Raw genomic sequence first — 23,349 nt, forward strand, 5'->3', positions numbered from 1 at the left:
GGCAGTTCGGTGCGACGGCGAGGAATCACTTCAGCGATGCCAATGGGCTCTGCCGCCCCGCGGCGCGAGTCCGCGATGCTTGGTTTCCAACGGAGCCGACGGCTCCCGGAGGAACGCGGAGAACCGGCGATGGTTGCGACGAAGCACTGGACCGTCGACGTCTACTTCGACGAGGACGTCGACCACACGCACGCCGAGGCGCGGCTGCAGGCTGCGGCCGCCGGGGACCTCCACGGCAAGGGATCGGCGCGGCGCAATCCGGAAGACCGGAGCGTCCCGGAAATCGGCGACGAGGTGGCCGCCGCCCGAGCCCTGTTCGACCTGGCCCGCCGGCTGCTCAAGACCGCCGAGCACGACGTCGAGCAGATGACGGGCCAGCCCGCCCACCTCCACACCTGATCGGGCCGGTGGAGGTGCGCGATTTCGCGCAGTACCGGCGGTCGTGGAAGACGCAGTGGAAGCGTGCTTGGCAGGCGAGTCCCCACCGGTGCGCGCGGCGAGTCGCCGCCAGCGAGGCATCAAATGTGGACCGGATACCGGCCACCTCGAAGGCGCCGTCCGCCTGCTCGTGAAGTCTCAATCTCGAAACCGGTCAGCAGACTCGCGGGAGTCCGTCCCGGCTCATGCGCAAGGAGTTCTCCGAGCTGGAACGCCACTGCTTGCGAGCCAAGGGGCGGTGGTCGCGAACTTCCTTCGCCGAGCCGGGGTGTCGATCGGGCCCGAAGGCTGCTTCGCCGCCGGCGACACCGGACATAACGCTCGTGACGCCCTCATCGCCTGACGCAACGAGGGCACCTTGCGCCTGCGACCGGCTCCGGCGGGCCGTAATGGCTCCGTTCAGCGAAAGGGGCAGCGGCCCCGCGGGGCCGCTGCCGGTGGTCAGGACGTGACGGCGCACTGACCGCGATCTTCGCGTACGGGTCCGGTCGCGTTCGGCCGGACGTCGAAGTCGAAGATCGCCGCCGGGACGTAGAGGGTGCAGCAGGCATTGGGGATGTCGACGATGCCGCTGATCCGCCCCTCGATAGGCGCCGATCCGAGCAGCAGGTACGCCTGCTCGCCGGTGTAACCCCACTTCTTTAGGTATTCGATGCCGTTGAGGCAGGCACGGCGGTAGGCCACGGTCGCGTCCATGTATAGGTTCGTATCCGTGTCGTGGTCCACCGAAATCCCGGAGAACGACAGGAACTCCGAGTACCGCGGTTCGACGTTGCCCGGCATGAACAACGGGTTGGTGCTGATGCCGAACTTGTTCATGCCGTCCTTGATCAGGTCCACGTGCAGGTCGATGAAGCCGCCCATCTCGATCGCACCGCAGAAGGTGATCTCGCCGTCGCCCTGGCTGAAGTGCAGGTCTCCCAGCGACAGCTTCGCACCCTCGACGAAGACCGGGAAGAAGATCCGCGACCCGCGGGTGAGGTTCTTGATGTCCTGGTTGCCTCCGTTCTCCCGGGCCGGAACCGTCCGGGCTCCTTCGCGGGCGATCCGCTGCGCCTCGCTGCCGTCGGCTTGGCCCGCCAGCGCGCCAGGCTCGGTCGGCGGCAGGGCGAGCGGGGGCACCCGGTTCGGGTCGGTGTCGATGAGCGCCTGCTCCCGCCGGTTCCACTTGGCCAGCAGATCGGCCGACGGAGCCGTACCGATCAGACCGGGGTGGGTGATGCCGGTGTAGCGGATCCCTGGCAAGTGCCGGGAGGTGCACTGCTGCCCGTGGAAGTCCCAGATCGCCTTGTAGGCGTCCGGGAAGTAGTCGGTCAGGAATCCGCCGCCGTTGGCCTTCGCGAACACGCCGGTGTAACCCCAGCCCTGCCCCGGGGCTTCGCCGATCTCCTGCGGCACCGGACCCAACTCCAGGATGTCGACGACCAGGAGATCACCGGGTTCGGCGCCTTCGACGCTGATGGGGCCGCTGAGCATGTGCGTGAGGTCCAGGTTGACGTCCCGGACGTCGTTGGCGGAGTCGTTGTTGCCGAGTTGCGCGTCGGTCCACTCCCGGCACTCGACGCGGAACTCCTGGCCTGGACGGACCATCGCGGCCACCGGGACGTCCGGGTGCCACCGGTTGTGCCCAGGCACGGCCTGCTCCCGCATCGACTTCGACTGGTCGACGCTGAAAACCACTTCTGGCATGGAAATCCTCCTCACTGATGTGCCGTCCGGCGCGGTGCGGACATCGCCCGGCTGCCCGACCGCAGGCCCCGGACCGACCACACGCCGGTGGTGAACAACCACAGCGCGACGAATACGACGACGCCGAAGATCAGCAGCGCCAGCGCGATGGCGTTCGGGTCCTGCCAGTGGCCGGTAAGGATCAGGAAGGACGGGATCGCGCCGGTGACCCAGCCTTCGATCGCGGCGACCCAGCCGGTGAAGCGGGTAAGCCGTTCGAACTTGAGGCCCAGCAACAGGAAGAACAGCAGCCACAGGAATGACCAGTACAACCAGATCACGCCGAACGGGCTGTCCCCGAGCAAGCGGAAATTCGCGTACGAGTAGCCGATCGCCATGATCGCGACGAACAGCGAGAACCAGCCGACGCCGCTGCTGTCCAAGTTCCCGAGCAGCCCGATTCCGACGTAGAGGTAGGTGAAGCCGAACAGGTAGATGCCCGATGCGCTGAGGATGGTGACGGGATCCGCGAGGTGCGTGCCGATCAAAATCGTCGGCGTGATCACCTGGAGCCCGCCGACGAACAGGTTGAACACGGCGATCGCTTTCGGATCCGCCTTGCCCAACAGCATGACGCCGTTGAGGAACAGCACGGCGCCGACGTAGAGCAATCCCACATATGCCACCGGTGACACCTCCGCTGGTGCCTGGGGTCGGTCAGGGACGCGGGAGCCGGGACAGCACCGGGTGCGGCGCAGGCTGCGGACGCCCCGGCGGCACCTCGGTGACCACCTCCGGTTCCGCACCGCTTCGTTCCTCGCGCTCGAGCGCGGCAGCGAGCTGCCTGGGCACGGTGGTGAGATGCGGCGCGGAGAAGACCCTGCGGGCGGGTCGTCTGCATCCGGGGCAGTCCTGCGATTCCGATGCGGTTCCGATCGGCTGATTCGTCTCGAAGCGACCGCACCGAGGGCAGTCGTACTCGTAAGTGGCCATGATTGCGCCGGTCCTTCCCCGTGGGACCAACTCGTTCTCGCCCTTCGGCCGCCGATGGCGGCGATGGCACCGACGCAAATCGGCGCCCCATAACCGAGGAGACGCCGGGTGCGGTGCGCTGTCAAGCACGGGGACGGCGCACCGAACAAGCAGCTCCGCTCGCCGGGTGATCGGCTTCCGCGTGACACGGGGCACCATTGACTCTGAGTACTAATCTTGTCGATAATTTCACCCATAAGTGTGAGCACCTCGTCGGAGTAGTCACACCGCGCACGCGGCACCCGACACGATCAGAAATGGGTGGCTGCCGATGCGTCCCCAGCATGCCCCGCTCGGTCACGTAATCCTGACCGCCTGGATGTGCCCCGGCTGCGACGTCGCGGGGCGAACCGCACCCGACCGCGAACCGGAATGCTGGAACTGCGGCGGCCCGGTCGTGGTCACCGCCCGGCCCGCGGTGCCCCCAGCCGGCCGCAGTTCCGCCACCGGTTCGCCGGCCAGCCCGTGAGCCGCACTCCCGACCGCTTTCCGCAGCGGGGCACGGCATCCATCCCCCACGCGCTCCGGCCCCCAAACTATCTCTGACCGGAACAGGGCGTGAAATCGTTTTTTATCCACCGAGGAAATTCGACCGACTGCGCAACGTGACCGGGAACTACAAAACGCACTCGGGGCGAAAGACCCGTTTTACGCGCTGTCATCGAGTCCTACCGTGGACAATGTTCTAAACAACATGGCGAACCCGACGACACGCCGACGCCTGGATCAGGGCGGAACCGATCGGGATCTCCGCCCGACCGTGCCACCTCGGCATTCCAGATGTGCCCGGCCGTCTAGGGCTTCGCCATCAATTAACGGGGGATTACGATGAAGATCAGCACAATCTTCAGCAACCGTCACGGCTGGGGCTGGGGCCACGGCTGGGGCTGGGGCTGGGGCTGGGGTCACGGCTGGGGCTGGGGCGGCTGGGGCCGCTGGGGCCGTCGCTGGTGATCAGGCCCTGACGTCCCGGGAGGCCTATCCCTTCCGGCAACCACATCTAACCCAACGCAGTCCTGCTGTTCGCGGTAGCTCTCGTCTTCACGGGCGGGAGCTACCGCTTTGCTGTGGACACCGCGGCTCCCAGACGGGGACGGTCCACAAGAGACGATCACGCGCGAGGATCAGGGCAATTCTTGATCAACACACCGCACGTGATCGTCATGCGGGAAATCGGAGGACCCCACCAAATGACCGACAGCCTGCGGTCAGGAGGTCGCTGAGGAACACCGTGGCGGTGGCCGCGGTCGGCACGTTCACCAGCTCGCGACGGCGCACGCCGACGAGCCGGACGTGATCCCTCGATCATCGGCGGCCACCAGGCGCCGGCTCGGATGGCGAAGCCGATCGGGACCTCGCCCATTCGAAGGAGCGGTCCAGCCAGATCTCGTCGCCCCTCGGCTGCCCTCGAAGGAGGCCGACACCATCGCTTCGCCGTCGCTTTCATCTTCTTGGCCTCGCGCCGGATCCCCGGGAACCCGACGGACCGAGTCGCACAAGTGCCGAGGGAACCCCCGCAAATGGAATCCCAGCGAAGAGCGGAAGCACGAATTCGTCCTAACTGGACACTGCACAGGATGAAAGTGCATGTCCTGACTGCCAATACCCAATTCTTGTCTCGTTGTCATACCCGATCGGATATTGCCGGAGACCGGGCGGCTCGATACGTTGGACCGATCTGCGAGTAGACAACGTTGTCAACGGGGAGGTCTCTTGCCACGCCCAAACGACGTTCCGATCAATCGTCGGCGCGCGCTTCTGGCAGGTGCAGGTGCTGCGATCGGAGCAACCGCGATTCCGACGCTTTCCGGTGAAGCCACCGCCTCTCGGAAAAACGCCGCGGCGTTTCCGCTGGGGCCCTTCAAGAAGAGCCCGCAGAACCCGATCCTGCGACCGGATCCCGCACACGAATGGGAATCCTCCTACCTCTACAACCCGTGCGCGATCGTCGTCGAGGGCCAGGTCGCGCTGCTCTACCGGGCGCAGAACGCGGCGAAGACCTCTTGCATAGGTCTGGCGTTCAGCGACGACGGCATGACCTTCCGCCGCCGTCCCGAACCGGTGCTCACCCCCACCGAACCCTGGGAGATCCCGGGCGGTTGCGAGGATCCGCGAGTCGTGCGGATCGACGGCACGTACTACCTGACCTACACCGCCTACGACCGCCGGCGGGCGCTGCTCTGCATGGCCACCTCCACCGACCTGGTGCACTGGACGAAACATCCCCCGCTGTTCCCGAACCTGCCCGATCCCGGCCACGGGCCACAACCCTGGAACAAGTCCGGCGCGATCGCACCGGTGCCGATCCAGGGCTGGTACTGGATGTACTTCGGCGAGTCGAACATCTTCTGGGCGCGGTCGAGGAACCTGCTCGACTGGGAGACGCCGGGCAACGACGATCCCGTTGCCAAACCGGTGTTCCCGTGGGAGAAATCGCTCATCGAGCCCGGCCCGCCACCGCTGCTGACCGACGAAGGCCGCCTGCTGCTGATCTACAACGGCCGGGCCGACGGCAGCGGCGGCTACCGGCGAGGGCAGTACTCCGGCGGGCAGCTGCTCATCGACCCACAGAACCCGACCAAGGCCCTCGCCCGCCTCGAACGCCCCTTCATCTTCCCCACCGCCGACGACGAGCAGAACGGCCAGGTCAACCACGTCGTGTTCAGCGAAGGCCTGGTCCGGTTCCGGGGCCGCTGGTTCCTGTACTACGGCATGGCCGACTCGGTGCTCGGCGTGGCCACGGCCCCGGCCTGATACCCCGTTCCCTCCCGAAGAGGAGCATGATGAACGAATCGAGAAGCCGAATTCAGCTGAGGCCGAGGCGAAAATCCCGGTTCACCGCGCTGCTCGCAATATCGGTTGTGGCGGCCGCCCTGCCGTCGACTGCCACATCCCCTGCCACAGCCGCACCGGCCGGAACCGCGGCGATGGCCGGCGATCCGGCGCAGTACGTCAACCCATTCGTCGGCACCAAGCCCGGCGGGCCGGACTTCGGCCACGGCGGCGGCGCGGGAAACACCTTTCCCGGCGCGGTGGCCCCGTTCGGCATGATGCAGTGGAGCCCGGACACGAAAACCTACCAGCACGGTGGATATTTCCACGACGACAACCGGATCCGCGGCTTCAGCCTCACCCACATTTCCGGCGCGGGCTGCGGGGACTTCGGCAACATCCCGTTCATGCCCGTCCTCGGCGACCGCCCGGTGGACAACTACACCTTTTCCCACAGCAACGAATCCGCCGCACCCGGCACCTACGGGGTCACCTTCAACAACGGTCTGAAGGCGGAACTGGCCGCCACCCAACGCTCCGGAATCGCCCGCTTCACCTACCCGCAGGGGCTGCAAGCCGCGCTGTCCATCGACGCGGCCAAGGCGTTCAACAACGCAACCGGTTCGCTGACCATCGGCACCAACACCATCAGCGGGTACAGCGAGAGCGGCGGGTTCTGCGGAGCGGGGAACCGGTACAAGGTCTACTTCCACGCCAGCTTCGACCGCGATTTCACCAGCACCGGAGTCGTCGAGTCCGGCGAGGTCGACCACAACCGCACCCAGATCTCCGGCGCATCAGCAGGCATCGCCCCGCAGCCGACCAAGCACGCGAGCCCGTCGCCCGCCCATCCCGAGGCGAGTGACGGGACGCAGGCATTCGTGAAGTTCGACACCAGCACCGATTCCGCGGTCGTCGCCCGGGTCGGAATCTCGTTCGTCAGCGCGGAGAACGCCAAGGCCAACGCGGAAGCCGAGCAGGGCGCCAAGAGCTTCGACGAGATCCGCGACGGCACCCGCGCCGCGTGGAACGGGATACTCAGCCGCATCGACGTCAGCGGAGGCACCGATGAGGACCGCCGGCGCCTCTACACCGGCCTCTACCACTCGCTGCTGCACCCGAACCTCTTCAGCGACACCAACGGCCAGTACACCGGGTTCGACGGGCAGGTGCACGCGGCGACCGGCGGACATGCCCAGTACGCCAACTTCTCCGGCTGGGACGTCTACCGCTCGCAGATCCCGCTCGTCGCGCTGATCGCACCCGACATCGCCTCCGACATCGCGCAGTCCGCGCTCAATCAGTCCGTTCAAGGCGGGTACTTCGACCGCTGGACGGTGGCCAACGGCGGCACCGGTGTCATGGTCGGAGACCCGCTGCCGATCATCATCGCCAGCTCCTACGCCTTCGGCGCGACCGACTTCGACGCAGCCGGGGCGCTCAAGAAGATGGTCGACGGCGCCGCGAACCCCAGCGAACGCGCAGGCTACAACCAGTACAACTCGCTCGGCTACGTGCCTCCGGGCGTGAACGGCGTGTGGGGATCGGCGTCCACCACTCTCGAGTACACCAGCGCGGACTTCGCCGTGGCGCAGCTGGCCGGCCGCATCGGAGCCGCGGAGGTACACGACGCGTTCATGACCCGCGCGCAGAACTGGAAGAACCGCTTCAACCCCGGCAACGGGTACCTCCAGCCGCGCAACGCTGACGGCTCCTGGCCATCGTTCGACCCCGTGCAGCACGACGAGTACGTCGAAGGCAACGGCGCGCAGTACACCTGGATGGTCCCCTACAACCACCGGGCGCTGTTCGACCTGATGGGCGGCGACGAAAAGGTCGCCTCGCGGCTGGATGCCTTCTTCACCGAGCTCAACGGAGGTCCCGACGAGCCCACCGCCTACCTCGGCAACGAGCCCACGCTGAACACCCCGTGGGCGTACGCATACGCCGGGCAACCGCACAAGACGCAGGACATCGTCCGCCGCGCGCTCGTGGAGTTGTTCAAGTCAACGCCGGACGGCGAAGTCGGCAACGACGACCTCGGCCAGATGTCGTCCTGGGCGGTCTGGGCCTCGATCGGCATGTACCCGCAGGCTCCGGGGCGGGCCGACTTGGTGCTCGCCAGCCCGTTGTTCTCCTCGGTGGTCATCGACCGGGGCGACGGCACCAAGATCACGATCAACGCGCCAGGTGCCACCGAGAACACCAAGTACGTGCACGGCCTGAAAGCAAACGGGGCCGAAAGCACGAAACCTTGGCTCGGCGAGGATTTCGTCGAGACGGGCGGCACGCTGGACTTCGCCCTCGGCGAGGAGCCCGACACCACCTGGGGAAGCTCGCCGACGGACGCGCCGCCGTCCTACGACGCGCCACCCCCGGCGGGGCCGACGGGTGCAATCGGGCGACGATTCGACGGCACGGGGCTCCAGGTCCGGGACTGCGCGGCGGAGCCCAGCCAGATCTGGCACCTGCCGGCCTGATCCTGCCTTGTGGATCGTCCTGACCGATGCGGAACCGCGTCGGTCAGGACGATCTCCTCGCGAGCTACGGCGGTTGTGGCGATTCGTACAAGACGGAACCGGCGGTGGTTTCGCACCATCCAGTCCATTGTGGACGCATTTCCTGTCCGACGTGCGCTCCGCAGCATCGGCCGGCCGGCGGTCGTCACGACCGCGCTCGCGGCCTGCGGCGGCCCCGGGGACAATATCGCCAAGTCGACACCCCGCTGACCCCAACCGCCAGCGCCGCGCCGGTCGTCAGGGAGCCCACGACCCCGCCCGGAAGCAAGCTGGCCGTGGGTTGACCGAGCAGTCATCGCTTACTACGGCATCGACAAGGGCACCATCGCCCCTTCACCGTGACCGCGATCGGGCCCGGCAACCAGGCGAGCTTCGAGCAGGCGTTCGGCGAGCTTGGAGAACCTCGGCGGAACCGATCTGGGCGGGAAGAACGGTCCGAGGATCGCTGGCCTCCTGGCTGACGGCACCACCACGGGCATGTTCATCAGCGGGCGGTGCCGGAGTGCGAGGGCCAGCGGGACAACCCCTCACCTGGCACCTCTCCGGCAAAGTGACGGACCTCTTCCCAGCCCCTCCCGACCGCAAGATCGTGTTGAGACATTCGCATCGGCCCCGGACAGTGGTGTCGATGTCGAGTCGGATGGCTGCGGGGACGGGGGCCGGGATGCGGGGCACAACAGTGGGGCTGGTCATCGGAAGCGTGCTCGCTTGCGCGCTGACCTCGTGCTCGGAACCCAAGCCGTCCGTGGCGAGCGTGACGGCCTCGGTACCAGATCGGGCCGGCCAGATCGCCCCCAGCGAGCCCCTGGTCGTCATGGCGCACGAGGGCACGCTCACCTCGGTCGCGGTTACCACCGACGGGGGAACTGCGGTGCCCGGTTCGCTGAGCGACGGCGGCCGCAGGTGGCGCACGACGGTGCCGCTGGATTTCGGCAAGACCTACCACGTGCGGGCCCAGGCCGAGGACGTGGATCGCAAGCCCTCAGTCCCGCTGAACTCGTCGTTCCGAACCGCCATACCCGTGGACACCGTCACCGTGGAGAGGACCCGGCCCACCGACGGCGACACGGTCGGCATCGCGATGCCGGTGTCGATCTACTTCAGCAAGCCGGTGACCGACCGGGCCGCCGTCGAACGCCGCCTGTCGGTCGAGCCGTCGGTGCCGACCGAAGGCTCGTTCCACTGGATGAGCGACGAACAGATCAACTGGCGCCCCAAAGACTTCTGGCAATCCGGAACCAGCATCCGGGTGCGCGCGCGGCTGTACGGCGTGGACACCGGCGGCGGCGTGATGGGAACCGCCGACCACGAGAGCATCTTCCTCGTCGGACGGGACCAGCGCGCGGTCGGCAACGTCGAGGACCACACCTTCACTGTCTTCCAGGACGGACAACAGATCCGCCAGTTCCCGGCCTCCTACGGCAGGAGCGTCTACCCGACCCAATCGGGCACCCACGTCGCGTTCGAGAAGCACATCACGACGCGGATGCGCTCGGACACCTGGGGAGGCCCGCAGAAGGGCCAACCCGGCTACTACGACGAGGTCCTGCCCAACGCGGTGCGAATCTCGAACAACGGCGAATTCGTGCACGTCAACGCCGCGACCGTCGGGCAACAAGGCGTCGCCAACGTCTCGCACGGATGCGTGAACCTGTCGCCGGCCAACGGAAAGTGGTACTTCGACTTCGTGCAGATCGGCGACCCGGTGGAGATCGTCGGCTCCGACCGCCCGCTGACCACGGCCGACGGGGACATCCCGGACTGGACGATCCCCTACCCGGACTACGTCAAGGGCAGCGCCCTATACCAACCCCGCTGACCACCGAGCGGGGCTCACCGTTTCCGCAGGTCCGGGCCCGTGAGGTTTCGGGCTGCGGTAGCTGCTGTTGCGGTAGCCGTCCTAAGGACTCACGGCCCGGTGACCACCGCCGCAGTCAGCTGGCCGCGAGTTTCCGAGGGAGGAAGGCCGCGATCGTGAGGGCGATGACGGCCGCTGCCGCGCCCATCGCCATGATCACCTGGAAGCCGTCCCGGGACGGCACCGTCAGCGAGCCGAACGTCGCCGTCAGCTGAGCCAGCACCGCACCCGCGACCGCGCTGGAGACCGACGTGCCGATGGAGCGCATCAGGGTGTTGAGGCTGTTGGCCGCAGCCGTCTCCCCCACCGGCACCGCCGCCATGATGAGCGCCGGCATCGCGCCGTAGGCGAGGCCGATGCCCGCCCCGATCACGCTGGAGACCAGCACGAGCTGCCAGACCCCGGACATCAGCACGATGCCCAGGCCGTAGCCGGTGGCGACCACGACGGCGCCCAGCATCAGGGTCACCTTGGGGCCCTTGGCCTTCGAAACGCGCGCCGACAGCGGCGCCATCGCCATCATCACCAGTCCGGACGGCCCCATCACCAAGCCCACGACGACCATCGTCTGCCCAAGGCCGTACCCGGTGACGGCGGGCAACTACAGGATCTGCGGCAGGACCAGGGACATCGCGAACATCGCGAACCCGAACACGGCGGACGCGATGTTGGTCAGCAGAACCTGGCGGCGAGCGGTGGTACGCAGATCCACCAGCGGCTGCCTGGTGCTCAGTTCCCACCAACCCCACAGCAGGAACACGACGGCCCCGGCACCGAGCAGGCCACCGGCGCGGGCAACGCTCCAACCCCACTCCGCGCCCTTGGAGATGGCCAGCAGCAGGCAGATGAGTCCGATCGACAACCCGGCCGCGCCCACCAGGTCGAAGCGTCCTCCGGTACGCACAGCGGACTCCGGTACGAAGGCCACCACGAGGGCGGTCGCGACGACGCCCAGGCCTGCCGCCGTCCAGAACAGCATGTGCCAGTCGGTGCGTTCGGCCAGGAAAGCGGCGGCCGGCAGGCCGAGGGCGCCGCCGACGCCCAGCGAGGCACTCATCGTCGCGGTCGCCGAACCCAGTCGTTCGGCCGGGAGTTCGTCGCGCATGATGCTGATCCCCAGCGGGATGACACCAGCAGCCAGGCCCTGCACGGCCCGCCCGACGATCATGGGCGCCAGCGCGTTGCTGAGACCGCAGGCGGCCGAACCGGCCACCAGCAGCGCCAGGCTGATCAGCAGCATGCGCCGTTTGCCGTACATGTCCCCCAGCCGCCCCACCACCGGGGTCGCAACGGCCCCGGCGAGCAGCGTCGTGGTGATGGCCCACGCGGAGTCGGCCGCGGACGCCCCCAGCAGCGCGGGCAGCACGGGGACCAGCGGGATCACCAGGGTCTGCATCAACGAGACCACGATCCCGCTGAAGGCCAGCACCACCACGACGGTGTTGGACCGCGGCGGGCTCGATACCGCGGTGTCGACGGGCTGGGCTGGAGCGTTGGGCATGTCGGGGGCCTCCGTCGGGCATGCGTGGGTGGTCACTCTGCGAAGCCAGACATTAAATCAACTGATTGACTTAAACCAGCGGAATCGGTTAACTGGTCACGGGCAGGCGACCGACTCGGAGGAACTTGCATGGCGGGCAACGTCGATAGCGAACGAGCGCTGAGCTACCCGATCCCCAGCACGGCGGCGCTGGAGCCGCCCGCCGAGTGGGCGCAACTGCGGCCGGAATGCCCGGTCGCGCGGGTGACGCTGCCCAGCGAGGACGGGGCAGCGCTGACCACCCGCTACGCGGACGTTAAACAGGTGCTGTCCGACCCGCGGTTCGCCCGCCAGCTCAACGCCGACGGCGCGGCCCGGATCCCGGCCAACGAGTCGCGCAGGGTGTTCAACAGCTCGATGGCCGATCGCCTCATCGACGACGCGCTGCTCCGGCGGCTTCCCACCCTGGAACTGGCCGTCGCGACGGAAAATCTGAATCGGTTCGAGCGCCTGGCCGTCGGCGGTCTGCGTGAACTCCCGGTGCCGTGGTGACGATGGCCGGGCGGACAGCTCGGGCGGACCGGGTGAACGCGACGCGGGAGCAGATCCTGACGGCGGCGGAACAACTGTTCGCCGAGCACGGGGTGTTCGCGGTGTCCAACCGCCAGGTCAGCGAGGCCAGGGCAACAACGCCGCGGTCGGCTACCACTTCGGCACCAAGACCGACCTGGTGCGGGCGATCGCGCGGAAGCACGCCGAGCAGATCGAACGGCTGCGGCTGGAGATGGTTGCCGAAATCGAGGGCTCCACGGAGGTGCGGGACTGGGTCGCCTGCCTGGTGTGCCCCACCACCGAGCACCTGGCCGCTCTTGGCAGTCCCACCTGGTACGCGCGCTTCGGCGCCCAAGTGATGACAGATCCGGCGCTGCGCGAGATCATGATCGATGAGGCACTCGCCTCGCCGTCGCTACTACAAGTCCTCGACGGGCTCAACCGCTGCCTGCCCGACCTGCCGATCGACGTGCACCTGGAACGTGGCGACATGGCCCGCCAGCTGATGGTCCACATGTGCGCCGAACGCGAACGCGCCCTCGCAGAAGGCACCGCCACGCCCCGGCAGAGCTGGCACGATGCCGCGGCCGGGCTGATCGACGCGATCGTCGGGATGTGGCTGGCACCGATTCACATCACGCCCATGATCGACCCCCAAGCAGAGGAGAACCGCTCTTGACGGTGACCGTTGACGAGGAGAAGTGCTGCGGTACGGGGCAATGGCGCTACCCGCCCCCGATGTGTTCGACCAGCGGGAGGCGGACGGCATCGTGATCCTGCTCGACGCCGAACCGGCCGAGTCGCTGCACGGCTCCGTCCGCGAGGCCGCCACCATGTGCCCCGCCGCCGCGATCGAACTCGGCGAGAGCTCATGAGCGGTCCCGCCAGCGTGCTGGTGGTAGGCGCTTCCGCCGCCGGACTTGCCACCGCAGAGACGTTGCGGCGCAAGGGATATCTGGGAGGACTGACCCTCCTGGGGGCTGAGCCGCACCCGCCTTACGACCGGCCACCGCTGTCCAAGCAGGTGCTATCCGGAACCTGGGATGCCGGGCGGACCCGGCTCCGGCAGCCCGCGACGCTGTCCGAAATGAACGCCGAGATCATCCTCGGTGATCCGGCCGTCGGCCTGGACGTGGCGACGCGCACCGTCCGCACCACGTCTGGGCGCGCCCTGAGCGCAGAAGCGATCGTCGTCGCGACCGGGCTCCGGCCCCGCACGCTTCCCGGTCAAGGCGAACTGACCGGTGTCCACGTGCTGCGCACCCTCGACGATTCCCTGACCTTGCGGCCCGCCTTGCTGGCTGCTTCGCAGGTCGTCATCGTCGGGGACGGCGTGCTCGGCACCGAAATCGCCGCCACCGCGCGGAAGATGGGCGCGGAGGTGACGCTGGTCGGCCCGCAGCAGGCGCTGCTGGAAGGCCAGTTCGGCTCGTCGGTGGGCAAACTGCTGGGCGAACTGCATGCCGAACACGGAGTCCGCCTGCGGCCGGGCATCGCGGTCACCGGACTGACCGGACACCACGGCCGGGTCACCGGTGTGCGCCTGGACACCGGTGACGAGCTTCCGGCCGACGTGGTCGTGGTGGCGTTCGGCGCCACGCCGGCGACGGAATGGCTGGCTGACAGCGGACTTCGGGTGGACGACGGGCTCGTGTGCGATTCCCGCTGCCGGGCGGCGGAGGGGATCTACGGCGCCGGGGACGTGGCCCGCTGGCAGCACGACGCGCTCGGCACCTCGCTGCGGTTGGAGAACCGGACCAACGCCACCCAACAGGCCAACGCCGTTGCCGTCAACATCCTCGGTGAGGACCAGCCCTACGCGCCGGTCCCCCACTTCTGGACCGACCAGTTCGACACCAAGATCCAGGTGCACGGGCTTCCCACCAGGGACGCGAAAGTGACCATTGTGGACGGTAGCGCGGCGGACCGGCGATTCGTCGCGCGGTACCAGCACAACGGCAAGGTCGTCGGCGTGCTGGGCTGGAACATGCCCAAGCAATGCCGCCTACGCCGCCAGGAAGTAGTCGACGCGCTCTCCGCTCCGGTACCGTGACAACAGCTCAGGAAGGCAAGCGATGACCGATGTGCTGAACCCGGTTGGCGAGAACTCCGCAGACGTCCCGGAGTACCCGATGGCTAGGGTGGCGGCCTGCCCGTTCGATCCGCCGCCGGAGCTGCGGACCAAGCAGGTGGAGGGCCCGCTCGCGAAGGTCCGGCTGTGGGACGGCAGCACGCCGTGGCTGGTGACCCGCTACGCCGACCAGCGGGCGCTGCTGGCCGACCCACGGGTCAGCGCCGACATCACCCGCCCCGGCTACCCCAGTTCGGCCCCGATCGGGTCGGGCGGCTCCCACATCAGCTTCATCCTGATGGACGACCCGGAGCACGCGCGGCTGCGGCGGATGGTGACCGCACCGTTCACCATCAAGCGGGTCGAGGCGATGCGGCCGACCGTGCAGAAGATCGTGGACGAACTGATCGACGACGTGCTGGCCGGCCCGAAGCCCGTGGACCTGGTCGAGGCGTTCGCGCTGCCGGTGCCTTCGCTGGTGATCTGCCAAATGCTCGGGGTCCCCTACTCCGACCACGACTTCTTCCAGGAGAACAGCAAGACCATCATCAAGCGGGACGCGAGCCCCGACGACCGGACCGCCGCCCTGGGCCGGCTCGCCGGCTATCTGGACGACCTGGTGGGCGCGAAGCTCGAAAACCCCGGCGACGACCTGCTCTCACGCTTGGCCGAGCGAGTCGCGGCCGGGGAGCTGTCCCGGCAGGCAGCGGCGCAGATGGGTGTGCTGCTGCTGATCGCCGGCCACGAGACCACCGCGAACATGATCGCGCTCGGCACCCTGGCACTGCTGGAGAACCCCGATCAGCTGGCGGTCCTGCGCGAATCGGACGACCCGAAACTGATCAGCGGGGCGGTCGAAGAACTGCTGCGATACCTGCACATCACGCACAACGGCCGGCGTCGAGTGGCGCTCGAGGACATCGAGATCGCCGGTCACGTCATCCGCGCCGGCGACGGGCTGATCATGCCCAACGACATCGGCAACCGCGATCCTGAGGCCTTCCCCGAACCCGACCGGCTCGACCTGACCCGCGACGCCCGCCACCACGTAGCCTTCGGGTTCGGCGTGCACCAATGCCTCGGGCAGCCGCTCGCGCGCATGGAGCTGCAGGTCGTCTACGGCACGCTCTACCGCCGCATCCCCACCCTGCGACTGGCCGAGGACCTGTCGCAGATCCCGTTCAAGCACGACGGTTCGGTCTACGGCGTCTACCGCCTGCCGGTGACCTGGTAACCGAATTCCCACCACAGCGGAGGAGAACCATGAAGGTGACGATCGACCAGGACAAGTGCGTCGCTTCCGGGCAGTGCGTGATGGCCGCCGCGGAGGTGTTCGACCAGCGCGACGAGGACGGAACCGTGGTGCTGCTCAACGCGAATCCGCCCGTGGAGCTGGCTGCGGACGTCCGGCAGGCCGCGGTGCTGTGCCCGGCGCTGGCCATCACCGTGGACGAATGACAGGGTCCTGAATCGCAACCTGGGAGTACATCACCCGCCAAGGGCACGGCTGCGGGAGACTGCGTCGTCGATGGGGCTCCGGCGAGGGTGCGGGCCCCCAGCGGACGACCACCGCGACGACCACCGCGACGACCACCCGCACCAGTAGCGGAATGCCGTACTCCTGCAAGACAAGGGTTAAGACGACGTTGCTGCACGAGGATCATCGCCGCCGGAAGAGCCAGGCCCTCGGGCTCCGATGCGACCTCTGATCAAGTAGGCGTTCGCGCGCCCCTGCACACGAGGAACTGCCCGGACTTCAGCGAAGCCCGGGCAGTTCTCCGCGCGCGTCAGTCGGAATGCGTGCCGGCCGCAGCGGCCTGCGGGACCGGCTCGCCGCGCGGCGGGATCGCGTCCGCCTCGGCAGGGTTGATCATCCGTAGCGAACCGTCGGCCGCGCTGCGCGCGATGGCCGACATGGACCGCAGTGCCGAATCGATTTGCGCCTGCTCGTGCTGCGAGCCCATGTCGCTGAGCTCGATGAGCACGCTGCCGCGCAGGCCGTAGGCGTTGCGCGCGATGCCCTGGTAGTCGCCGCCGGGGTACTGCGAAACATTCGCCCCGCCCTCGGTCATCGACCGCTGCGCCACCACCGAGACCTGCTTGGCCAGCTCGAGGTTGCTCGGCGTAACGCCCCGGTTCGTCGGCCACATCAGCGATGCGGTGATCTCGCGTCCGCCACCGTCGACGTAGCGGCCCTGCATGTGGTAGTCGACCACGATCTGCGGCTGGAACTCCGCGTAGTGACGCTGGATCAGGCCCGCCTCGGTAGCGGGGTTGTTCTCGGGCGCGACCGCCGGGTCGTGGTAGCGGTTGATGTCGTAGCCCTTGCCCGCCTCGCCGTACTCCGGAGCCGCGTCCGGGGCGTAGTTGTACCGCCAGTTCAGCTCGTGACCGTCCGGGTTGGCCCGCACCACGATGTCAACGGTCACCTGCGACCGCAGCCAGCGCTGGTAGCGGCTCTGGCCGACCCCGGCTTCGCGCAGGAACTCCAGCGCGGCCACGGTGCCGAGCGGCTCATCGCCGTGCTGCTGGGTGACGTAGAGGACACGCAGCGGCCCGTCGCCGACCCGCGCGCTCCACACCGGCCGGCCCTGGTTGGACTTGCCGATCGCGGAGACCTCGATCGCGCCGTGGCTCCGCCTCTGGAGTTCGTCCAGCTTCCGGGCCAACTCGGCGGTGCTGGGCCGAGGATCGATCCGGCCGGGCGGCGCCGCCTGGGACGGTGCGACGAACCCCAGCACGGAAATGACTGCTACGGCAACGGAAAGCAGCGCTATGCGCGTCGACTTCGCCATGACGCAGGAGTCTGCCCCGCTGTACGACTGAACCACAAGATCGGCAGCCCTATTGCGTTGCGCAAGCAACGAGCCGACGGCGGTGCGGCCAAGCCCCCGCTCAACCGCACCGCAGCGCAAGACGAGCCTCTAGCTGGCCTGCTTCTCGTAGCCGACGAGACGGACGCAGACGGTGAGCCCCTCGATCGCCCGCTCCAGCTCTTCCAGCCCCGGGTAGCTCGGCGCGATACGGATGAAGGCGTCGCGCGGGTCGTCGCCGTACGGGTGCGTCGCGCCGGCCGGGGTCAGCGCGATGCCGGCCTCCTTGGCACGGCGCACGACCTCCTTGGCGCACCCGTCCTGCACCTGCAGGGCCACGAAGTACCCGCCCTTGGGCGAGGCCCAGGTGGCGAGCCCGGTCCCGCCGAGTTCCGTCTCCAGGATCCGCGCCACCGCATCGAACTTGGGCTGCAGCAGGGCCCGCTGCCGCTCCATGTGGGCCCGCATCCCGTCCGCGTCCCGCAGGAAGATGACGTGCCGCAGCTGGTTGATCTTGTCTGGGCCGATCGACCGCTTGGAGTTGTTGCGGAGCAGCCACTGCACGTTCGCGGGCGACGAGCCGAAGAAGGCGACGCCCGCGCCCGCCACGGTGATCTTCGAAGTGGAACCGAACACGAAGACCCGGTCGGCGTTCCCGGCCTCGGCGCAGGCGGCGAGGAGGTCGGCGATCTCGACGGGCTCGTCGGTGAGGTGGTGGGCGGCGTAGGCGTTGTCCCAGAAGATCCGGAAGTCGGGCGCGGCGGTGCTCATCGATGCCAGCCGGGCCACGGTCTCGTCGCTGTAGCTGACGCCGCCCGGGTTGCTGTACTTCGGAACGCACCAGATGCCCTTGATCGCCGGGTCCTCGGCCACGAGCCGCTCCACGACGTCCAGGTCCGGGCCGTCGGCGGTCATCGGCACCTGGATCATGTCGATCCCGAACCGCTCGCAGAGCGCGAAGTGCCGGTCGTAACCGGGCACCGGGCACAGGAACGCGATCCGCTCCTGGTCCACCCAGCGCGATTCGGCACCCGGCAGGACGCTCAGCAGGGCGTGCACCAGGCAGTCGTGCATGAGTTCAAGGCTGGAGTTCCCGGCCGCGAGCAGCTGCGCGACCGGCACCTGCAGCACCCCGGCGAAGATCTCCCGGAGCTCGGGCAGCCCCTGCAGCCCGCCGTAGTTGCGAACGTCCGTGCCGTCGGCGGCGGTGTGCCGCCCGCCGGGCAGGCTCAGCAGGTCATCGGAGAGGTCGAGCTGCTCCGGCGACGGCTTGCCCCGGGTGAGGTCCAGCGAGAGCTCGCGTTCCGCGAGGTCCTGGTAGTCCTGGCGAGCCCGCTCAAGGAGCCAGGTCAGGGCGCCGGCGCTCAGCTCGGTGGTCATGGTGCTTCCTCTCCCAGGTGCCACATCGACGGTGTTGCGCCCGCCGAGCTTACAAACCGGCAGGGTGGCCGCTTGCCGCGCGTGCGTCGGAGCGCCGAACCAGGTGGGCCGGTTTCTGCGCGGCGACCGGCGAGGAACCGAGATGGGCGCGAAGGTCGCGCACGAGCACGGAATGCAGCCCAGCGCGACGGCCCGGACGATCCGCGGAATAGCTGCCCAAAAGACTCACGGCCCCGATCGTTCCGGCACGATGCCGCCAACTCTGCTCACTGCTGCGCGGGAGCGCTCCCGGCGGAGGAACGACTCCACGATGATCAGGTTGATGATCCAGCCGAGCCACTGCCCGATCGGGATGGTCGCCTCCACCGCCGCCGGTACCGAACCTCCGTACATCGTGCCGATGAACGGGAACTGGGCGAGCAGCAGCAGCGGCACGACGATGCGCGAGGTCACTGCCAGGAACGTCAACGCGTAGTTGCGCAGCATCCAGGCCCGGTGGGCCGCGAAGTCCCGGCGCCGCGCCGCCCGGGCCGCCAGTGCACCCGTCACCAGCCAGCCGACGGCCGGGATGAGCAGCCCGACCCTGGTGAGGGTGTGCTCGGACATCAACGCCACGGGGATACCGGCCAAGCCCGCCGGCAGCACCCCAGCGAGCAGATAGGTCCGACCGATCGTCCGGTGCAGCCGTTGGCGGGCCCGCAGCGCCGGGAGGAACTGCAGCGGCCCGAGCACGAGGGCCACCGCAGCGGTGAAGATGTGCACAACCAGCAAGATCCAGTGCAGTTCGTTGCGCACCTGGATCCGGCTCGCGTCCACGTCGAGCAACACGTAGGGCATGACCAGGGCGGTCGCGGCGATGACCGCGATGCCCAGCAGCAACCAGCCGCGCCGTGCCCGCCCCGCCGATCTAGTCATGTTCAGCCTGCTTCCTGCGCCGATCGCGCGTCGAGACAGCGATGAGCTCGGCCGCCGGAAACCACTTCCGGCGGCCATCGGGATCAGCCCAGCTCGTTGAGTCGCTCGCGGTACTCGTCGGAGCTGATCTCGCCCCGGGCGAAGCGCTCGGACAAGATCTCCTTCGCCCGCTCGACGCCGGAGCGCTGCCGCGGCCGGCCGCGAACCGCCAGCCAGATCACCGTGGCGATCAGGGCGACGATCAACAGCAGGAAGAACAACCCGAAGATCCAACCCGGGCCGTTGTGCGCGCCTTGCCAGCCTGGTCCCCACTGCATCAAGAACTCGGTCAACATCACTGCCACCTCCGAAGCCGCATCCACTTGCTGCTCAAGCTTCGGTTCGGCGACCTCGGATGTCGTCGGTCGGCGAGCGGCAGTTGGTCTACCGCGCTCGACGTAGTGCGCGTACGCAGGACTACGTGCGCACCACCACGGCGCGAGGCCTCCGGCGGCGATGTCGACGAGCAGGTCCATGATCCTCGGCTGCAGGGCCGGATTACCGAGCCGTTCGGCGAACATCGGGACCAGCAGCACGCACCGCGGGACCCCGATGATCACGTCGGTGTCCGCGTCGACCAGCTCCCCTGCGGCGCGCCGGTCGTCGATGAACTGGGTCAGGGCGATGGCCGGGTTGTCGGCGACAACGGTGACCCGCGCCGGGGCGAGCTTGCGGGCCACCTGCGGATCGGGTGTTGACTGCACTCCGGCCCGACCGCCACCATTGCGCCATGCGCAGTACGGTGCGCATTGAGCAACAGTTCCGGGACGCCAGCTGGTTGGGAGTTGCCGATGAGGATCTTGCTCGCCGACGCCTTCCCCGCCGCTCACCTGGCCGAGCTGACCGAGCTGGGCCACGACTGCGACTACCGGCCGGACGCCACGACCGATCAGCTCGCCGAGCGGCTCACCGGATGCGAGGCACTGGTAGTCCGCAGTACCCGTGTCCCCGCCTCTGCCCTCGACGGCGCCGACGCCCTGCGGCTGGTCATCAGGGCCGGATCCGGCACGAACACGATCGACTGCGAGGCCGCGTCCAGGCTCGGGATCCACGTGTGCAACGTGCCCGGGCGCAACGCGGTCGCAGTGGCCGAGCTCGCCTTCGCCCTGCTGCTCGCGTTGGATCGCAGCATCTGCGACAACGTCGCAGACCTGCGGGCAGAGCGCTGGGACAAGAAGAGGTACTCGCGCGCACGAGGAATCCTCGGCCGCCGGGTCGGCGTCATCGGACTGGGCCAGGTCGGGCTGGCGTTCGCCGAACGCGCGGCCGCATTCGGGATGGAGGTGTACGCCGTGGCCAAACCCGGGCGCTCGCAGGAGACCCTGGACCGCGCCAGCTCGATCGGCGTGCACTTCGTCGACGACCTGCACACCCTCGCGAGGACCTGCGACGTCCTTTCGCTGCACGTGCCTGCGACCGACGACACCCGGCACCTGATCGACGCCGACCTGCTCGCCCAGGTGCAGCCGCGCACGATCATCCTGAACACCTCGCGCGGGCATCTCGTCGACGAGGACGCGCTCATCGAAGCCTTGGAGGACAAGGACATCCGCGCGGGTCTCGACGTCTACGCGGACGAGCCCGCGACCAGCACGGGGCACATCGAGTCCAGGCTGGCCAAGCACCCGAACGTCTACGGCACCCATCACATCGGGGCCTCCACCGAGCAGGCGCAACAGGCGGTCGCCGCGGAAGTGGTGCGGATAGTGGAGACCTTCGCCTCAGGCACGGTGCTGCACTGCGTGAACCTCGACGAGGGGCGTTCCCCGCAGCCCGCAACGCATTTCGGCGACGACTCATGAGCACCACCCGGCAGGACGCATCGGAGTCCACCGGGATCACCGCACGGCCGCCGCGCGTGCTGTTACACGGGAGCGCGCTGTCCGAACCGGCGGTCGTGGTGTACCGGTTGGAGACCGATCGGCACCGGCAGACCGGGGTCGTGGTCGAGGTGTCGATCGACGACTACCGGCAGGGCCGGATCCGCCGCCACGAAGCAGCCCAACCGTCCCGCGTGCGGGAACTCGACGAGCAGACCGAGGCCACGGGGATCGAGCGGATGCCCGTGATGCTGGTCCACAGAGGACATCTGCACGCCCGGATCGCCGCGATCACCGCTGATGTTCCCACCGCGCGCCTGACCGGCGACGTCACCCACACCGTCTGGGTCCGGCGCGACGAGACCTGCGCGCGGGCGGTGTGCGAGGAGATCGGCCACATCGGCGACCTCTACATCGCCGACGGCCACCACCGGATGCTGGCCGCCGAGCGTTACGCCGCAAGGCACGGCCACCTCGGGCCCGACCACCCCAGCGCTTTCACCCTCGCAGCGCTGTTCCCCAGCGACGAGATGCGCATCCTGGGCTACCACCGCTGTTTCGCGCTGACGCCGGGCACGTCCACCCGGGACGTGCTGAAACGCCTCGCCGACCACCCGCTGACGGAGCGAATCGAGGAATCCCCGGCGGCGGAGACGGAATCCGGCGTGGTAGCGGTCGGACTCGGCGACCGCTGGTACCGGCTGCGACTGCGTACCGTGGGAGTCCTCGACGCCTTCGCCGTCGAGCAAAACCTCCTGCCGAAGCTGCACGACCTCGTGGACCACCAGATCGAGGCAACGCCAAACCCGCACCACGCCGTGGAAACCTGCTGGTGCAGCAGCGAGAACGCGCTCCGGCTGATCCCGCACCCACCGACGGTCGACCAGGTGATGGCGACCTCGGACGCGGGCCGGCCGATGCCGCCGAAGTCGACCTGGTTCGACCCGAAACCCGCCCCGGACCTGTTCCACCGCCCGCTCACCTGACGCGCCGCGTGCGAATCGGGCGGTCAACCCGGCGGGACGAGTCGTAAAATCCCCCTACACCTGCGGCAGAAACCTCACTACGATCCCGCGTCGACCGGCGTCGATCAGGAGGTTCTGCGGTGACGGGCATTGCGGCGAACGGAAGAACACGTAGGAAGCAACCCCCACCGCCGAACGGCGCACGTGCGGGAAAACCGGGAAAGTTGTCGTTCGCCGTGAGCACCGTCGCAGGTGCCGCCCTGCTGGCCGTCGGCCTTCCCCCAGCCGCCTGGGCGGAACCGCCGGCCGCGCTGCCCGCGAACTTCGACGGGGCCGACGGCAAGTGGCAACCGGCCTTCGACTACGACGGCGACGGCTGCTACCCCACCCCGGCCATCGGTCCCGACGGGGCGATCGCCGAGGGGTTGAAGCCCTCCGGTGCCCTCAACGGGAACTGCCACGACCACTCCGATCTCGACAACACCAACTCCTACTCCCGCGCCAAGTGCGACGACAACGGCTGGTGCGCCTACCTCTACGACCTGTACTTCGAGAAGGACCAGGCGCTCGACGGCGTGGACGACGCCTTCGGGCACCGGCACGACATCGAGCACGTCGTGGTATGGGTGAACCAGGGCGAGGCGCAGTACGTTTCGACCTCTGCGCACGGGAACTACGACAAGCACCCCGGTTCCGAGGTCTCCTGGGAAGGTACGCACCCCAAGATCGTCTACCACAAGGACGGCGTCAGCACGCACTGCTTCCGCCTGGCCAACCACGACGAGCAGCCGGAGAACCACTACGGCACGTGGCAGTACCCGGACCTGGTCAGCTGGAACAACTTCCCGTCCGGCATCCGGGACAAGCTGACCGGCGCCGACCTCGGCAAGGCCAACCTGGGGATCAAGGACGGCGCCTTCGAGAAGAACCTCGAGAAGGCCAAGCCCGACGAAGTTCCGTTCAACCCCTACGAGTGATCGTGGGGCCGGAGGACGACTGCGGCGAGGGAGTCCGAGGACTCCTCGGG

Annotated in this window: 18 protein-coding genes and 4 pseudogenes; 14 read left to right on the plus strand and 8 right to left on the minus strand. The window is 68.3% G+C overall.

Annotation, left to right across the window (positions count from 1 at the left end; translation table 11 throughout):
• Positions 1–129 precede the first annotated feature (129 nt).
• Positions 130–399, plus strand: coding sequence for a DUF1876 domain-containing protein (locus SSPN_RS0107950; RefSeq protein WP_029535087.1), 270 nt, complete (start codon positions 130–132; stop codon positions 397–399).
• Positions 400–879: 480 nt separating this feature from the next.
• On the opposite strand, the gene fmdA is transcribed toward SSPN_RS0107950, so the two are convergent.
• The 3 genes from fmdA to SSPN_RS0107965 are packed head-to-tail and all read right to left on the minus strand — an operon-like array spanning position 880 to position 3,099.
• Positions 880–2,127: a formamidase gene (gene fmdA, locus SSPN_RS0107955; RefSeq protein ID WP_010693434.1), complete on the minus strand. Its 1,248-nt coding sequence runs from the start codon at positions 2,125–2,127 to the stop codon at positions 880–882.
• 11 nt (positions 2,128–2,138) lie between these two features.
• A complete protein-coding gene (locus SSPN_RS0107960) occupies positions 2,139–2,792 on the minus strand; it encodes an AmiS/UreI family transporter (protein WP_029535088.1) in 654 nt (217 codons plus the stop codon).
• A 31-nt stretch (positions 2,793–2,823) separates the two neighbouring features.
• Positions 2,824–3,099, minus strand: coding sequence for an FmdB family zinc ribbon protein (locus SSPN_RS0107965; protein WP_010693436.1), 276 nt, complete (start codon positions 3,097–3,099; stop codon positions 2,824–2,826).
• A gap of 867 nt (positions 3,100–3,966) precedes the next feature.
• On the opposite strand from SSPN_RS0107965, the gene SSPN_RS61525 reads away from it, so the two are divergent.
• The 4 genes from SSPN_RS61525 (at position 3,967) to SSPN_RS0107980 (ending at position 10,248) form a co-directional block, all read left to right on the plus strand.
• Positions 3,967–4,092 carry a hypothetical protein gene (locus SSPN_RS61525; protein ID WP_272941730.1) on the plus strand — a complete coding sequence of 42 codons (126 nt, stop codon included), beginning with the start codon at positions 3,967–3,969 and terminating at the stop codon, positions 4,090–4,092.
• Positions 4,093–4,851: 759 nt separating this feature from the next.
• Complete coding sequence (locus tag SSPN_RS0107970) at positions 4,852–5,892, plus strand: glycoside hydrolase family 130 protein (RefSeq protein ID WP_010693438.1); 1,041 nt, start codon at positions 4,852–4,854, stop codon at positions 5,890–5,892.
• A 173-nt stretch (positions 5,893–6,065) separates the two neighbouring features.
• The gene (locus SSPN_RS42940; RefSeq protein WP_010693442.1) at positions 6,066–8,390 is read left to right on the plus strand and encodes a GH92 family glycosyl hydrolase; all 2,325 of its coding nucleotides are present in this window, start codon (positions 6,066–6,068) and stop codon (positions 8,388–8,390) included.
• Positions 8,391–9,093: 703 nt separating this feature from the next.
• Positions 9,094–10,248 carry a L,D-transpeptidase gene (locus SSPN_RS0107980; protein WP_029535090.1) on the plus strand — a complete coding sequence of 385 codons (1,155 nt, stop codon included), beginning with the start codon at positions 9,094–9,096 and terminating at the stop codon, positions 10,246–10,248.
• A 115-nt stretch (positions 10,249–10,363) separates the two neighbouring features.
• Here SSPN_RS0107980 and SSPN_RS42945 read toward each other — a convergent pair.
• Positions 10,364–11,788, minus strand: a pseudogene (locus tag SSPN_RS42945) (MFS transporter).
• Between the two features lie 129 nt (positions 11,789–11,917).
• On the opposite strand from SSPN_RS42945, the pseudogene SSPN_RS0107990 reads away from it, so the two are divergent.
• From SSPN_RS0107990 to SSPN_RS0108015, 6 genes and pseudogenes are all read left to right on the plus strand, one after another.
• A pseudogene (locus SSPN_RS0107990) lies at positions 11,918–12,199 on the plus strand (cytochrome P450); the annotation flags it as partial.
• Between the two features lie 122 nt (positions 12,200–12,321).
• Positions 12,322–12,998, plus strand: a pseudogene (locus tag SSPN_RS42950) (TetR/AcrR family transcriptional regulator).
• Positions 12,995–13,194 (plus strand): annotated as a pseudogene (locus tag SSPN_RS42955) (ferredoxin). Before SSPN_RS42950 ends, SSPN_RS42955 begins: the two co-directional pseudogenes overlap by 4 nt.
• Positions 13,191–14,372, plus strand: coding sequence for an NAD(P)/FAD-dependent oxidoreductase (locus SSPN_RS0108005; RefSeq protein ID WP_010693447.1), 1,182 nt, complete (start codon positions 13,191–13,193; stop codon positions 14,370–14,372). Before SSPN_RS42955 ends, SSPN_RS0108005 begins: the two are co-directional and overlap by 4 nt.
• Before the next feature lie 22 nt (positions 14,373–14,394).
• Positions 14,395–15,624 carry a cytochrome P450 gene (locus tag SSPN_RS0108010; protein ID WP_010693448.1) on the plus strand — a complete coding sequence of 410 codons (1,230 nt, stop codon included), beginning with the start codon at positions 14,395–14,397 and terminating at the stop codon, positions 15,622–15,624.
• Positions 15,625–15,653: 29 nt separating this feature from the next.
• Positions 15,654–15,848, plus strand: a complete 195-nt coding sequence (locus tag SSPN_RS0108015) for a ferredoxin (RefSeq protein WP_010693449.1) — start codon at positions 15,654–15,656, stop codon at positions 15,846–15,848.
• Between the two features lie 329 nt (positions 15,849–16,177).
• Here SSPN_RS0108015 and SSPN_RS0108020 read toward each other — a convergent pair whose 3' ends face one another.
• The 4 genes from SSPN_RS0108020 to SSPN_RS59470 all read right to left on the minus strand — a co-directional run bounded on the left by SSPN_RS0108020 (position 16,178) and on the right by SSPN_RS59470 (position 20,241).
• On the minus strand, positions 16,178–17,185 hold the full coding sequence (locus tag SSPN_RS0108020) for a M14 family zinc carboxypeptidase (RefSeq protein ID WP_029535091.1): 1,008 nt from the start codon (positions 17,183–17,185) through the stop codon (positions 16,178–16,180).
• Positions 17,186–17,314: 129 nt separating this feature from the next.
• A complete protein-coding gene (locus SSPN_RS0108025) occupies positions 17,315–18,583 on the minus strand; it encodes an aspartate aminotransferase type Ic (protein WP_010693451.1) in 1,269 nt (422 codons plus the stop codon).
• A gap of 225 nt (positions 18,584–18,808) precedes the next feature.
• Positions 18,809–19,498 (minus strand): DUF2306 domain-containing protein, encoded by a 690-nt coding sequence (locus SSPN_RS0108030; protein WP_010693452.1) that lies wholly within the window; start codon positions 19,496–19,498, stop codon positions 18,809–18,811.
• An 83-nt stretch (positions 19,499–19,581) separates the two neighbouring features.
• Entirely contained in the window at positions 19,582–20,241 is a 660-nt protein-coding gene (locus SSPN_RS59470) for an SHOCT domain-containing protein (RefSeq protein ID WP_143539622.1), read from the minus strand.
• Positions 20,242–20,328: 87 nt separating this feature from the next.
• Here SSPN_RS59470 and SSPN_RS0108045 point away from each other — a divergent pair, with 87 nt between their 5' ends.
• From SSPN_RS0108045 to SSPN_RS0108055, 3 genes are all read left to right on the plus strand, one after another.
• A complete protein-coding gene (locus tag SSPN_RS0108045; protein WP_029535092.1) occupies positions 20,329–21,339 on the plus strand; it encodes an NAD(P)-dependent oxidoreductase in 1,011 nt (336 codons plus the stop codon).
• Positions 21,336–22,343, plus strand: a complete 1,008-nt coding sequence (locus SSPN_RS0108050) for a DUF1015 family protein (protein WP_010693455.1) — start codon at positions 21,336–21,338, stop codon at positions 22,341–22,343. Before SSPN_RS0108045 ends, SSPN_RS0108050 begins: the two co-directional genes overlap by 4 nt.
• 215 nt (positions 22,344–22,558) lie before the next feature.
• Entirely contained in the window at positions 22,559–23,299 is a 741-nt protein-coding gene (locus SSPN_RS0108055; protein WP_029535093.1) for an NPP1 family protein, read from the plus strand.
• The last annotated feature ends 50 nt before the right edge of the window (positions 23,300–23,349 follow it).

This window comes from Saccharopolyspora spinosa NRRL 18395 (assembly GCF_000194155.1).
Taxonomy (GTDB): domain Bacteria; phylum Actinomycetota; class Actinomycetes; order Mycobacteriales; family Pseudonocardiaceae; genus Saccharopolyspora; species Saccharopolyspora spinosa.

Excerpts from the sequence above, each read along its gene's own strand:
- SSPN_RS0107950 (WP_029535087.1), top strand. The coding sequence starts at position 130 with ATGGTTGCGACGAAGCACTGGACCGTCGACGTCTACTTCGACGAGGAC.
- fmdA (WP_010693434.1), bottom strand. The coding sequence starts at position 2,127 with ATGCCAGAAGTGGTTTTCAGCGTCGACCAGTCGAAGTCGATGCGGGAG.
- SSPN_RS0107965 (WP_010693436.1), bottom strand. The coding sequence starts at position 3,099 with ATGGCCACTTACGAGTACGACTGCCCTCGGTGCGGTCGCTTCGAGACG.
- SSPN_RS61525 (WP_272941730.1), top strand. The coding sequence starts at position 3,967 with ATGAAGATCAGCACAATCTTCAGCAACCGTCACGGCTGGGGCTGGGGC.
- SSPN_RS42940 (WP_010693442.1), top strand. The coding sequence starts at position 6,066 with ATGGCCGGCGATCCGGCGCAGTACGTCAACCCATTCGTCGGCACCAAG.
- SSPN_RS0107980 (WP_029535090.1), top strand. The coding sequence starts at position 9,094 with ATGCGGGGCACAACAGTGGGGCTGGTCATCGGAAGCGTGCTCGCTTGC.
- SSPN_RS0108005 (WP_010693447.1), top strand. The coding sequence starts at position 13,191 with ATGAGCGGTCCCGCCAGCGTGCTGGTGGTAGGCGCTTCCGCCGCCGGA.
- SSPN_RS0108010 (WP_010693448.1), top strand. The coding sequence starts at position 14,395 with ATGACCGATGTGCTGAACCCGGTTGGCGAGAACTCCGCAGACGTCCCG.
- SSPN_RS0108015 (WP_010693449.1), top strand. The coding sequence starts at position 15,654 with ATGAAGGTGACGATCGACCAGGACAAGTGCGTCGCTTCCGGGCAGTGC.
- SSPN_RS0108020 (WP_029535091.1), bottom strand. The coding sequence starts at position 17,185 with ATGGCGAAGTCGACGCGCATAGCGCTGCTTTCCGTTGCCGTAGCAGTC.
- SSPN_RS0108025 (WP_010693451.1), bottom strand. The coding sequence starts at position 18,583 with ATGACCACCGAGCTGAGCGCCGGCGCCCTGACCTGGCTCCTTGAGCGG.
- SSPN_RS0108030 (WP_010693452.1), bottom strand. The coding sequence starts at position 19,498 with ATGACTAGATCGGCGGGGCGGGCACGGCGCGGCTGGTTGCTGCTGGGC.
- SSPN_RS0108045 (WP_029535092.1), top strand. The coding sequence starts at position 20,329 with ATGAGGATCTTGCTCGCCGACGCCTTCCCCGCCGCTCACCTGGCCGAG.
- SSPN_RS0108050 (WP_010693455.1), top strand. The coding sequence starts at position 21,336 with ATGAGCACCACCCGGCAGGACGCATCGGAGTCCACCGGGATCACCGCA.